At 41.0% G+C, this 12,985-nt stretch carries 11 protein-coding genes and 1 pseudogene; 10 read left to right on the forward strand and 2 right to left on the reverse strand.

Annotation, left to right across the window (positions count from 1 at the left end):
• The 9 genes and pseudogenes from AC2JBO_RS35995 to AC2JBO_RS36035 form a co-directional block, all read left to right on the forward strand.
• Positions 1–316: pseudogene (locus AC2JBO_RS35995) on the forward strand (photosystem II D2 protein (photosystem q(a) protein)); the annotation flags it as partial.
• Between the two features lie 570 nt (positions 317–886).
• On the forward strand, positions 887–1,168 hold the full coding sequence (locus tag AC2JBO_RS36000) for a 4a-hydroxytetrahydrobiopterin dehydratase (protein WP_496958434.1): 282 nt from the start codon (positions 887–889) through the stop codon (positions 1,166–1,168).
• A 480-nt stretch (positions 1,169–1,648) separates the two neighbouring features.
• Positions 1,649–3,535, forward strand: coding sequence for an iron uptake porin (locus AC2JBO_RS36005; protein ID WP_496958435.1), 1,887 nt, complete (start codon positions 1,649–1,651; stop codon positions 3,533–3,535).
• A gap of 197 nt (positions 3,536–3,732) precedes the next feature.
• Positions 3,733–4,170 carry an RrF2 family transcriptional regulator gene (locus AC2JBO_RS36010; RefSeq protein WP_496958436.1) on the forward strand — a complete coding sequence of 146 codons (438 nt, stop codon included), beginning with the start codon at positions 3,733–3,735 and terminating at the stop codon, positions 4,168–4,170.
• A 98-nt stretch (positions 4,171–4,268) separates the two neighbouring features.
• Positions 4,269–4,421, forward strand: coding sequence for a hypothetical protein (locus tag AC2JBO_RS36015; RefSeq protein WP_496958437.1), 153 nt, complete (start codon positions 4,269–4,271; stop codon positions 4,419–4,421).
• A gap of 23 nt (positions 4,422–4,444) precedes the next feature.
• Positions 4,445–5,383 carry a cysteine synthase A gene (gene cysK / locus AC2JBO_RS36020; RefSeq protein WP_496958438.1) on the forward strand — a complete coding sequence of 313 codons (939 nt, stop codon included), beginning with the start codon at positions 4,445–4,447 and terminating at the stop codon, positions 5,381–5,383.
• 75 nt (positions 5,384–5,458) lie between these two features.
• Positions 5,459–6,148, forward strand: a complete 690-nt coding sequence (locus AC2JBO_RS36025; protein WP_496958439.1) for a J domain-containing protein — start codon at positions 5,459–5,461, stop codon at positions 6,146–6,148.
• Positions 6,149–6,285: 137 nt separating this feature from the next.
• Positions 6,286–7,158, forward strand: coding sequence for a 6-carboxytetrahydropterin synthase (locus AC2JBO_RS36030; RefSeq protein ID WP_496958440.1), 873 nt, complete (start codon positions 6,286–6,288; stop codon positions 7,156–7,158).
• Between the two features lie 69 nt (positions 7,159–7,227).
• A complete protein-coding gene (locus AC2JBO_RS36035) occupies positions 7,228–7,440 on the forward strand; it encodes a hypothetical protein (RefSeq protein ID WP_496958441.1) in 213 nt (70 codons plus the stop codon).
• Between the two features lie 6 nt (positions 7,441–7,446).
• Here the strand turns inward: AC2JBO_RS36035 and AC2JBO_RS36040 are convergent, their stop codons facing one another.
• Together AC2JBO_RS36040 and AC2JBO_RS36045 are read right to left on the reverse strand one after the other, a co-directional pair.
• Positions 7,447–8,364 (reverse strand): class I SAM-dependent methyltransferase, encoded by a 918-nt coding sequence (locus AC2JBO_RS36040; RefSeq protein ID WP_496958442.1) that lies wholly within the window; start codon positions 8,362–8,364, stop codon positions 7,447–7,449.
• Positions 8,365–8,724: 360 nt separating this feature from the next.
• Entirely contained in the window at positions 8,725–10,389 is a 1,665-nt protein-coding gene (locus tag AC2JBO_RS36045; protein ID WP_496958443.1) for a DUF3352 domain-containing protein, read from the reverse strand.
• Positions 10,390–10,867: 478 nt separating this feature from the next.
• Between AC2JBO_RS36045 and AC2JBO_RS36050 the strand changes: the two genes are divergently transcribed.
• Positions 10,868–12,985: M1 family metallopeptidase (locus tag AC2JBO_RS36050; protein ID WP_496958444.1), on the forward strand; the 2,118-nt coding region annotated here is incomplete at its 3' end.

The raw sequence follows: 12,985 nt of genomic DNA on the forward strand, positions 1-12,985 counted from the left end.
TGCAAACCGTTTCTGGTCACAGATTTTCGGTATTGCGTTCTCTAACAAACGCTGGTTGCACTTTTTCATGTTATTTGTACCCGTAACTGGGTTGTGGATGAGTGCAGTTGGTATCGTCGGTTTAGCGCTCAACTTGCGTGCATATGACTTCGTATCACAAGAGTTACGTGCAGCAGAAGACCCTGAGTTTGAAACATTCTACACCAAGAATATTCTTCTTAACGAAGGTATCCGCGCTTGGATGGCGCCTCAAGACCAACCTCATGAGAAGTTTGTCTTCCCTGAAGAAGTACTACCTCGTGGTAACGCGCTGTAATCTTCTTAGCTTATCTTAAGTAGCCCTGTTTATTAGATAGAAAGAACCCTGCCCTTAAGGTAGGGTTTTTCTTTTTTATAGTTCGTTGATTTTTTTGGCACTCTTGTAATTCGTATGCTATATTTATTTATAGGAATAAACACCCGGAAGCTTTATGCTTCTGCCTTTTGAGACGCTCGACCGTTTAGGCAACAAGGAGGTGATGCCCATGATAGAAAGTAGTATACGCATGGGTCATCAGGTTGCAGTTAGCCGGCTGAGTGCCGGGGCTGTTCTCTAGGAGTTACTCTTAGTCTACTTATCTGACTGAGTTAGCTTAAGTAGCTAGATTATGCTTGGAGTTCCTTCCGGCAGTCTGGTTGCAACCTGAAGACCCGACTAGACCGCCCTTACTTAAGTCACCTGATTTAAGTAAGGGCGGATAGTTTTATGTAGATGTTTTTTACAACTTTATATTTGCTAACCCAGAATCTGATGGAAGTTGTAAATGCTAGAGAGAGCAACACATCGAAGTAAAATTCCAGTGTCAGGATAAAGTGTGTAGTACATAAGAATGGTAGGAGCTAGAATATGGCGCCAGTATTAAGCGAGTTAGAGATTCAAGAACGCTCACGAGCGCTAATTGGTTGGAGTGTTGACTCAAAGACGCTGCGCGCGACACGTAAATTTATAGACTTTGTTCAAGCGATAGCTTTTGTCAATAAGTTAGTAGAACCAGCAGAGTCAGCGGGACATCATCCAGATATAGAAATATCTTATAATCAGGTTAAGATCAGCTTAACTACTCATGATGCAGGTGGTTTGACACAGAAAGATTTCGATTTGGCTCAAGTAATTTCGCAAATTAGCTAAGACTAGCGTGAAAAAAGCTAAATTCAGTATTTTTTGTGAGTAGTAATTGAGAATTTAAAGTAACTATTAAGAAGTATCAGTCTTATGTGAAAACCTGAGTATCTTAATTCAGTATATAAACTGATACTGACAGTATAAAAATCCCAAAATAGCTTCCGAAAAACATACTGACAGTAATATATTTGTCGCAAAAATATTCTTTAGGGGTATGTGACAGTTGGATGTGTGAACGCTACCATCTTGTCATTGTACGAGAATGTTGTTCTATAATATAGGCTTATGACCTAAAGTTATAAGCAGCTTTATCGCATAAGTTAACTGTTCTTACAGTTAGCATTACTCGATCAACTTTGCTAAAACTAAAATAATGGACGCGGGCACTTTTGCCTTAGTCTATCGGTCTAAAACGGAAGTAGCATTAACTAAACATTAGTTGCAGCAAACAAAATGTCTACACGAGGTGTGAGGAGAACAGGAAAGATGTCAAATATCTTGTGGAAATCTTTAGTGGTAAGCCCAGCAGTCTTAGGCGCGACGCTTTTAGTCTCAACGTCCGCATTTGCAGCTACCAACAAAACAGTAAGCGTGAATGAGGCTTCGTCAAAGGCTTCCGTATCGGAAACAGAAGCAGTGCCTTCCGCCTCCACAGAAACCACAACAAAGACTACATCAGTGTTTACAGCAGTTACCCCTATCGAAACTGCCAAGAAAACAGACTTGTTGGCACAAGCACAACCACAACAAACAAATGTCAACAGTCTCGACCAAATCGATAAGTATGGCAATGAGGGAAGGGGTAATTCCCAAGGTCAAGTGACATCGGTTTCCCAGTTCTCCGATGTGCAACCAACAGATTGGGCGTTTCAAGCACTGCAATCTTTGGTAGAACGTTATGGTTGTATCGCTGGTTATCCAAACGGTACTTATCGCGGGAATCGCGCGTTGACTCGTTATGAATTTGCAGCAGGTTTGAACGCTTGTTTAGACCGCGTAAACGAGTTAATCGCAACAGCAACCGCTGACTTGGTTAAAAAAGAAGATTTAGCAACCTTACAGCGCTTACAAGAAGAATTCTCAGCAGAATTAGCAACTCTACGTGGTCGCGTTGATGCATTGGAAGCACGCACTGCTGAGTTGGAAGCAAATCAGTTCTCGACGACAACCAAGTTGGTTGGTGAGGCAATCTTCGCTGTAACCGATGCATTTGGCGACCGTGCTGACAGCCGTAACAATACAGTTTTCCAGAACCGGATTCGTCTTGACTTACAAACTAGTTTTACTGGTAAGGACGTATTGCATACTCGTTTGGCAGCAGGGAATGCACAACGTTTAAATTTAGGTTCGCGCGATGCTGTAGGTAACGATTTGGGTGTCAATGGTACTTTTGAAGGAACACAAACATTTAATGTAATTGGAACTGGTGACACTAGCAATCGTGTAGCTTTAGATTGGTTAGCATATTATGTACCCATTGGACCTGCTCGGTTATATGTAGCAGCAACAGGTGGTATTCATAGCGACTACGCAGCAACCAATAACCCATACTTTGAAGACTATGACGGTGGTAACGGCGCGTTATCAACATTCGCATCAGAAAACCCTATTTACCGAATTGGTGGTGGTGCAGGTGCAGCGCTAAATATTCCATTTGGAAAAGGTGGTGGTATTCTTAAGCCTAGCTCGATAACTGTTGGTTACTTAGCATCAGATAACCCAGGTCAAGGACCAAATGTTCCTACAGCAGGTTCAGGTATATTTAATGGTAACTATGCCGCACTTGGACAATTGAACTTCAATGTCGGTGAGCGCATTGCTTTAGCAGCAACCTATGTACACGGTTATCATGGTGCTGGTAGTACCTTATTTGACGCTGGTGGTTTTGGTGGTACTGGCAACGTGGTTAGCCCAGCTAATGGTGCGCTATTAAACACGAATATTCCCCTGGTTGGTACTCGCCAAGCTAATGTACTTGATACCCCAACTAGCAGTAACTCCTACGGTGCCTCGGTTGCGTTTAGACCTAGCGATAAGTTATCTATCAGTGGCTTCGTTTCTTACCACGATTTAAACAGCCAAGGTGTTAACAATGACCGTGAAGCTTGGAGTTATGGTGCTGGTATTGCGCTACCTGACTTCGGTAAGAAAGGTAACGTTCTTGGAATCTTCGGAGGTGCCGAACCTTATTCGTTTACTCGCGCAAGTAGTAACGAAAGAAGTGTTCCTTACCATATCGAAGGTTTCTACAAATACCGCGTTAGCGACAACATCTCCATTACCCCCGGTGTTATATGGTTGACGAATCCTGGTCAAAGAGACAACGAAACCAATGCTATCATCGGTACTTTGAGAACCACCTTCACGTTCTAAGATTGTTAGCAATCTTCAATCATTAGTTTTTCTTTCGCTTAGTAGTTAGAAAGACTGATAAACGAAAGAAATATCTTAAAATCCGGTAATTCCCTGCGACCTCGTGGGGAATTATTGTATTTTGTAAGAAAACCGAACAAACCCCAGTGTATAACCGGAGTATACTAGAAGAAATCCCTATAATAAATTAGCAGCCTGTGGAACTATCATGTAAATCAGAATATGCAATATTAGCACTATTGGAACTGGCTTCCCAGTATCAAAATGGAGAGCCATTACAAATTCGGCAAATTGCTGTACAGCAGAATATACCCGACCGCTATTTGGAACAATTATTAGCGACTCTCAGACGTGGAGGTATTCTTAGAAGCCAACGTGGTTCTAAGGGAGGTTATCTTCTGGCGCGCGAACCTTGGAAAATTACAATATACGAAGTTTTAATTTGTTTAGAAGGTTTTGATGTAAGAACTTCTTCAGAAGAAGTTAAGCCTAAAACACCAGATAGCTCGGTCATCGAAGAAGTTTGGAAAGAAGCTCGTACTGCAGCAAACATGGTTCTACAGAATTATACTCTTGCTGACTTATGTGAGAAACGCGACGCACGTAAGCAGTTGGACATCATGTACTACATTTAGTTAAAAGTGCTGAGTGCTGAGTTAGGAGTTAAGAGTTAAAAGTGCTGAGTGCTGAGTGCTGAGTTAGGAGTTAGGAGTTAGGAGTTAGGAGTTAAATAGTGAACTCTTACTTTCAAACTTTTTTGTTTCTAGCTTTGTACTTCCTACTCAGCACTCAGCACTCAGCACTCAGCACTCAACACTCAGCACTCAGCACTCAACACTCAGCACTCAACACTCAGCACTCAGCACTCAACACTCAGCACTCCTAACTCCTAACTCCTAACTATTAATTATGAATATTGCTAGTGATATTACGGAACTTATTGGTCGGACTCCGATAGTACAATTGAATAGAATACCTCAAGCAGAGGGGTGTGTGGCGAGTATTGTAGTCAAAATGGAAAGTATGAACCCTTCCGCATCGGTAAAAGACCGGATAGGCATAAGTATGATTAATGCGGCTGAATCTGAAGGGCTAATTTTTCCAGAAAAGACTACGCTTGTGGAACCAACATCAGGAAATACAGGAATTGCTTTGGCAATGGCTGCTGCGGCAAAGGGTTATCGGTTGATTTTGACGATGCCAGAGACGATGAGTGGTGAACGACGCGCGATGTTGCGGGCATATGGTGCTGAGTTAGTATTGACACCTGGCACTGAAGGGATGGGTGGCGCCATTCAACGCGCGCAGGAAATAGTTGATACTACACCTCATGCGTATATGTTGCAGCAGTTTCGCAACCCAGCAAACGCCAAAATACACCGTGAAACAACTGCTCTTGAAATTTGGCAAGATACTGATGGGCAAGTTGATATGGTAGTAGCGGGTATAGGTACGGGCGGTACTATTACGGGTGTAGCTGAGGTAATCAAATTACTTAAACCTAGTTTTAAAGCAATTGCAGTTGAACCAAGCAATAGTTCTGTACTTTCAGGAGGAAGACCAGGATCACACAAAATTCAGGGCATTGGTGCTGGTTTTATACCGCAAGTTCTTAAGGTAGAATTAGTAGATGAGGTTATTTCTGTAACCGATGACCAAGCTATAGCTTATGGGCGCCGTTTAGCTCGCGAAGAAGGATTGTTATCTGGAATTTCTAGCGGCGCCGCGTTGTATGCTGCTGTTCAAGTAGCTAAACGCAAAGAGAATACTGGACGTTTAATTGTTTTGATTCAACCCAGTTTTGGTGAAAGATACTTAAGCACACCTTTGTTTCAAGACTTAGATTAAAAAGTTAGTAGCAAAGATTGTTAATTTAGATACAGCTAAATTAAATTGCGCTCGTTGCCTTGATACCCAAAGTTAATGTCTGATACAAACCACTACGACACCCTTAAAGTAAGTGAAAAAGCAAGCCAAGCGGAAATTAAACAAGCTTATCGGCGCTTGGTTAAATTATTTCACCCAGATACTAATCCAGAAAGTACAGACTCTGAAGAAATTATTCGTATTAATGCAGCTTATGAAGTACTGGGAGACGAAAAAAGTCGCAAAAGTTATGACCGTAGGCTAAATCGAAACTCGCAAAATAGTGATGATAGATACACCCAACGAAATGGGACATCACAACAAGTCAAACGTCAAACTGGTAGAGATATTGACGAATTAGTTGATCAATGGCTACAGAGAATTTATTACCCGTTAAATGAGACGCTTTCTTGGATTCTTGACTCCCTACAAGAACAAATTGATGATTTAGCTGCTGACCCGTTTGACGACGACTTGTTAGAAGCATTTCAGGAATATTTAGATAACTGTCGTGAAAAGGTAAAAATTGCACAAACAACTTTCCGCACGCTGCCAAACCCTCCTAGTTTAGCACGAACTGCGGCACACCTTTATTATTGCCTCAATCAAATCAGCGATGGGATAGATGAACTTAAGTATTTTCCTCTCTCCTATGACGAAAATTATTTACATACTGGACAAGAAATGTTTCGTATATCAGAACAGTTACTGTACGAAGCACAAGACTCTGTAAATATTTACAGGTAAGTCAGGTTTTTCTACAATATCTATATGTCAGTGCAATAGTAAGTAGTGAAAACACAACTAACTACAAACTACCCAATTAGTTTATGCTGGTAAAAGTGAAACGTTAAGAAATTTTAAATACTGCTGACAAGGTACTCATGCAATGCATTGTTAATCGCCGCGCGCAGTTTTCGGCAAGTCATCGGTATTGGTTGCCGGAGTTGAGCGAAGCTGAAAATCTTGAGAAGTTTGGTGCATGTGCCAAATTTCCCGGACATGGACATAACTATGTTTTATTCGTTTCCTTACTGGGGGAACTTGATGAATATGGCATGGTGTTAAATTTATCCGATGTTAAACACGTAATCAAGCGGGAAGTCACTGGTCAACTAGACTATTCGTTTATTAATGATGTTTGGTCGGAGTTTCAAGAGACTCTACCAACGACAGAAAATATCGCGCGGGTAATTTGGCAAAAACTAGCACCACATTTACCTGTAGTCCGCATACAGCTATTTGAACATCCAGAACTTTGGGCAGATTATATGGGCAACGCAATGGAAGCTTATCTCACCGTCAGCACTCACTTTAGCGCTGCACATCGTTTAGCACATCCGAGCTTGAGTGACGAAAAGAACTTCGAGATTTATGGTAAGTGCGCGCGTCCTAACGGTCATGGGCATAATTACCACTTAGAAATTACCGTAAAAGGCGATATTGACAAACGTACAGGTATGTTAGTTGATTTAGGTGCCCTACAAAAAGCCATTGACGATTATGTAGTAGAACCTTTTGACCACACCTTCTTAAACAAAGACATTGCTTATTTTAGTGAAGTAGTACCGACTGCGGAAAACATCGCACTATATATTAGTAACGTATTACGGGCACCTATTCAAAATATCGGCGCCACCCTCCATAAGGTTAAACTTATCGAGAGTCCCAATAACTCCTGCGAAATTTTATGTAATGACTCTCAAACAGACACACCTTCCATAACACAAAACCAACCAGTACTAGCACAAGTTTAAATAATACAATGTAGGATAGGTGTCCCGCCTGTCCACTCACAATCATACTAACTTTCATAAGAAAATTTGATGGAATTGTCATCGAAAGCTGTTCGTTTTATTATAGAGGCACTAGATTATCGAATCAAAGCTTACGAAGAAAGTCTCGACATGGGAAATGTTGATTCAGATGAAGCTTCAGATATAGCCAATGACGCTACGTATCTAGAAGCCATCCGCGAAGATTTGGCTAAAACATTAACCCAATCAGAAGAAGTCCGAGTTAGGCAAGTAATTGGTTAATGTAACCTATACGACTTCCGCGATAATAGTACGGTGACGGGGACTATTAGAAGCAATAACAGGCGCCGCAAAACCCGCTTCAATTAAAGCTTGCTCAACATCCAAGCTAAAGTAGTCGTCTAAATAAGGTTCTGTGCTTTTTAGTAATGTAAATACATAGGGAGGCATCATCTTAAATGCTTCCGCTTTTGGATTCATATCCATTATTGCTAAATGACCACCTGGACTTAATAATCTTCGTGCTTCAGCAAAAATTTGTCGAGTAGCAAATTGCGGTAACTCGTGACAGACAAGGAATATTGACACTAAATCAAATGATGCATCAGGTAAACCTGTAGACTCGGCTGCTGCATGAACCCAGTTGATTTTACTTTTCCGCTCCTGCGCGCGATAATGAGCAACTGCCAAAAAATAAGGTGATAAGTCTAAACCTGTAACTTGCGCGTTTGGATATAAATCTTGTAAAGCAAATGTACTCATTCCAACACTGCAACCGATGTCCAGAATGGTTTGAGGTGAGTTAGGTATATGTTTTTTAAGAAGGTTGTGATAGTAGGAGCGCAGTTTTGCATCACCTTTGGCGCCTGCGTCTTGCCAGATTTTAGCATGGACTGCATATGCGGCAGATTCCACTTCAAAAGCTGCTAGCCAACTCATGTTACCACTGGAGTAGGCGTGAAAGGAAGTTAGGTAATATTCTGGGTATGATAAATCAGGATTTTTGACTTGGGCTAAATCAGTTTGCCAATCGCGCGCTTTTAATGATTCAACTTCATGTTTCCAGGGTACACCTAGTTCATGCGCGCGTTTTATCATCATTTGACGCGCTTGATGTTTGGCAAAATTCGCTAAAGGTTTAATTGCTAGTACACCGTTAACTAAACGCGATGCTATATCTGGAGTGTTTTTAACAGTGGCAGTCATAAAGTTCGTTTCTGTTTACAACAATGACCCAAAATGTCAATCAAACTAATCCTAATCTGAATGCGCTTTGTTAAAAAGTTAAGTTTGATTATGTTTTGCTAGGTCGTTTTTTGCTGCTAGTCTAAACTCCAGTAATTAATAGTATTTTTGCTATTGTTGATTACTTAGGATAATCTTTTGTTTTCGGTACTACTGGTTGATGTTAACAGGTAGTACTCCTCTGGCGCCTGAAACAACCAAATTTGGTACTACTGGTTTACGCTAACAGGTAGTACTCCTCTGTGGTCTCTGTGTCTCTGTGGTAAATATAAATACTTGTACACTGCACAGGCGAGACGCCTGTGCTACGGCAAAGGGTTATTATTTTGCTGATTTGGGTTTGAGTGATAGTAGCATTTCCATTTGAGTTGTTGATTCATTTGAACTATTTGCTGTTACGCCAATTCCACGAATGGAGTTGAGAATAGCTGATGTATCAGGTGGTAGGGGTTGTGTTGGGGTGGTAAATTTGTTAATTAGAGACATGGTTTTTTCCATATCTATATATAGATAACCACCGTTGGGTTTTTGTAATGAACCTGTGATGGTTTTGAATGCATCGCTGTTGTTTAAAGATTGACCATCAATGGAAGCAAGAGTATCAGCGATAGGACCACCTAATGCGACAAATGCTGTATCTTGGTCTAGCCAACCATGTGCTAAAAGTCCACCTTGGTTGGGTACTTGCCATTCGGTGATGTCTAAGGCGCCCGCTTTTCGTTGGGCTATACTTACGTTTTGCGTTTTGATGAAGTTGTCAATTTTGGCGAACATTGCTTCTGCTGTTTTGCGGTCGCTGGTGTCAAACACCAAGGCGCCACCAAACCCAAGAGCAGCCAACACTCCTTGGTTAGAAGGTATTGCGGCTAAACCAAACTCTCCATCCATCCAACCAAATATATCTTTGTCTAAATCGATACTTAATCCTTGAAGTTGTCCACGGGCTTGCTGAAGGGCTTGGTTAAGTTCTGGATTATCTTTAGACTGCTCTGTAACTGCTTTCCACCATCGACTAATGCCTTGTCCACTAACTAATGCTAGTGTATTAGCAGGAAACTGAGAAACAATATTAGATTGACTAGATTCGTATTTATACTTAACAACCTGTGGGTTTATATTCGCAACGGCTTTCATTCGCACGCCATCGTTATCGATACCGACAGCAGCAACCATTGATTTAACTTGCTTTAGCTGGTCTAGAGTTTGACGAGGTATTTGGTTTGCTTGAGAACTATTTTTTATTAACTGTTCAAACATTCCAGCATAGTCGGGTACATAGATTTGAGCCACTGCGTTTTGAACGTCAACACCTTTGCTTAAAATTTCGCTGGCGCCTTTCTTGCTAGCGAATGAAGGTTGACCTTTAACGGTGTCAATAGCTTGCTCGATTGCTTTCTTATCTTGGGAGAATACTAAATAACTATTATTTTTGACGATTGCGCTATACGTAGGCTTGCTTTGACCACTAGTTTCGGTGATTTTTTCACCCTTATAATCTATTTCTTGAGTTTTTACGTCTTTTTGCGTTTTTAATTTATTTGCAAGATTTAAAGCGCTAACTTTATCTTTAATCCCAACTACCATCAGAACGTTCGGTTCTTGGGTTTGAGGAGTGCTTTGAGTCGGTTGTAGAGGGTTGGATGGCATTAAAGCGACCATTACACCACCAATCCACGGCTTTAAGTCTTTATCGTAAGAAATATTACCACTAGCTAATGTTTTCTTATTAAAATCTTCCAACGATTTTGATACAAGCTTTTGAGCTTCAGGTGTACCAAATTGTTCCAGTTTAGACCAAGCTTGTGGGTCAGTTGTTATGTAAGTTGCCACTAGTGCCGAGTTGGGAATAACCTGCGCGGAAGCAATGGCGCCAGAACTATCGCCACTAGGACCTCTGAACAAGTACATATACGCGCCAATACCACCAACTGCTACTACTGTTGCACCAATCGCTGGGATTAAAAATTTTGACTTACTCGATGGCATTTGCTATTTTATCCTTTTTTCCCTTGTTGTCTTAAATTATCTAGTTGCTTAATATCAACGTCCAGCACCAACTGTTTGGATTTCTTTGCCAGCTTCACTAATTTAGCGGTAACTACTGATAAAATTAGTATTCCCTCAAACCAACACCATTAGATTACTAGACAAGATACTACTTCAGCCACACAGGAGGCAAATCCGCAAATGTAATATATTGTCGATAACTATGCTCTATGCTCCCAAACTACGGCGCCCGCAAGTTCCTGTCATAGCTGAAAGCAAAACATGCGATAAGAGCGTAAATTTAGTTATTTTAGTATTCGTGCGTTATATAAATATAGATAGGGTATTTCTACTCAATATTGACACCCAGAACGTCATTAGTCGGTGATAAACAGCTAGTGGCTAAGTAAAGGTAGCTTCAGAAGCTGTTTGTTTTAACATTTGCTTAAATCAGGATTACCAAGGTCAGTTAACTTCGATGTCGCAGTTTTATTTTGATACGGAAAAAAATCGTTATAAGTCTTTTGAGTTACCAGGCGCAAAACCGCATTATACCCCTGACCGTCCGGGACAGGTTGAGCATATATTTCTTGATATCAACCTTGACGTAACCAAACAGAGTTATTACGGAACTTGTAATATTAGCCTTAAACCAGTTCGCAGTGGCATTGATAACTTAACGCTTGACGCTGTTAGTCTCAACATCGAAAGCGTGGATATTGATGCAAAAGCACAACAATTTGATTACGACGGTGAAAAGGTTTATGTGTACTTGGACTCTCCCACACAAGCTGATAAATTAATCAGCATTAGTATTACATACTCTTGCTCTAACCCTCAACGCGGTATTTACTTTATCCAGCCTGATAAACATTACCCCAACAAACCAATACAGGTTTGGACTCAGGGTGAAGACGAAGATTCACGGTTTTGGTTTCCTTGTTTTGACTACCCTGGACAATTATCTACGAGCGAAATTCGCGTCCGTATACCCGAACCGTATATTGCAATCTCTAATGGTGAGTTAGTTAGTACTAGTAAGGAAGATGGCAATTACAAAATCTACCATTGGTCACAAAAAGAAATTCATCCCACTTATTTAATGACGTTAACAGTGGGAGATTTTGCCGAAATTAGCGATTCTTGGAATGGTAAACCTGTTACTTACTATGTAGAAAAAGGTCGCGAAGACGATGCCAAACGCAGTATGGGCAAAACTCCACGCATGATGGAGTTTTTAAGCGAAAAGTACGGCTATGCTTACCCTTTTCCCAAGTATGCTCAAGTTTGTGTCGATGACTTTATTTTTGGAGGAATGGAAAATACCTCCACTACAGTTTTAACCGACCGATGTTTACTTGACGCAAGAGCTGCACTCGATAACCGCAACACCGAAAGTCTAGTTGTACACGAACTTGCACACCAATGGTTTGGTGATTTAATTGTCATTAAACACTGGTCACACGCTTGGGTCAAAGAAGGTATGGCTACATACTCTGAGACTATGTGGACTGAACACGAGTATGGAGAAACTGATGCTGCTTATTATCGCTTAAATGATGCCCGCAGTTATTTATCCGAAGACGCAGAACGTTATCGGCGCCCAATGGTAACACATGTTTATCGAGAAGCCATCGAACTTTACGACCGTCACATCTACGAAAAAGGTGCCTGTGTTTATCACATGATACGCACCGAATTAGGTGATGATTTATTTTGGAAGGCTATACAAACGTTCGTACAGGAAAACGCGCATAAAACAGTTGAGACAGTAGACTTATTGCGGGCAATAGAAAAAGCGACTGGACGCAATTTAATGTTTTTATTCGACCAGTACGTATATCGTGGTGGACACCCAGATTATCACGTTACATATTCATGGGATAACGATGCCAAGCTAGCAAAAGTCACAGTCAAACAAACTCAACCTGACTTATTTGATCTAAAAATTCCCATTGGGTTTGGAGTTAAAAGTGAGGAGGTAGGGTGCGTGACGCTACAACAATCTGACAACGAAGCTAGCAGTCTAATAGCGTCACGCACCTTACAAGTGAAGAACACTTTTACTGTACGAATTCATGAACGCGAGCAAAGCTTTTATTTTCCGCTTGCAGAAAAACCTTTATTTATTAGTTTTGATGTTGGTAACAACTTCCTCAAAACTGTATCTTTAGAATATCCAATACCTGAGTTGAAGGCACAGCTTGAATTTGACCCTCATCCAACGTCGCGAATATATGCTGCTGCTGCACTTGCTAAAAAAGGTGGTTTAGAATCACTCAAAGCGCTAGGTAAAGCTTTGACAAAAGATTCGTTTTGGGGTGTACGCGCGGAGGTCGCTAAACAAATTGCGAACATTAACCTTGACCAGAGTTTTGAGTTTCTTATACCTGGTTTAAAAGATGAAAGTTCTTATGTACGTCGTGCAGTAGCCGAAGCTCTTGGTAAAATAAAAACTCACAAAGCCTACAAAGTGCTTAAGTCTATAGTCACTGAAGGTGATGCGAGCTATTACGTTGAAGCTGCCGCTTGTCGCAGTATTGGAGCAATTGTAACTGCAACAGGTGACGAAAAGCCATCTGAAGAGAAAGTTATT

The sequence above is a fragment of the Calothrix sp. CBUCES-K 9914 genome (assembly GCF_059640475.1).

Coding starts and splice junctions, on each gene's coding strand:
- AC2JBO_RS36000 (WP_496958434.1), top strand. CDS start 887: ATGGCGCCAGTATTAAGCGAGTTAGAGATTCAAGAACGCTCACGAGCG.
- AC2JBO_RS36005 (WP_496958435.1), top strand. CDS start 1,649: ATGTCAAATATCTTGTGGAAATCTTTAGTGGTAAGCCCAGCAGTCTTA.
- cysK (WP_496958438.1), top strand. CDS start 4,445: ATGAATATTGCTAGTGATATTACGGAACTTATTGGTCGGACTCCGATA.
- AC2JBO_RS36025 (WP_496958439.1), top strand. CDS start 5,459: ATGTCTGATACAAACCACTACGACACCCTTAAAGTAAGTGAAAAAGCA.
- AC2JBO_RS36030 (WP_496958440.1), top strand. CDS start 6,286: ATGCAATGCATTGTTAATCGCCGCGCGCAGTTTTCGGCAAGTCATCGG.
- AC2JBO_RS36035 (WP_496958441.1), top strand. CDS start 7,228: ATGGAATTGTCATCGAAAGCTGTTCGTTTTATTATAGAGGCACTAGAT.
- AC2JBO_RS36040 (WP_496958442.1), bottom strand. CDS start 8,364: ATGACTGCCACTGTTAAAAACACTCCAGATATAGCATCGCGTTTAGTT.
- AC2JBO_RS36045 (WP_496958443.1), bottom strand. CDS start 10,389: ATGCCATCGAGTAAGTCAAAATTTTTAATCCCAGCGATTGGTGCAACA.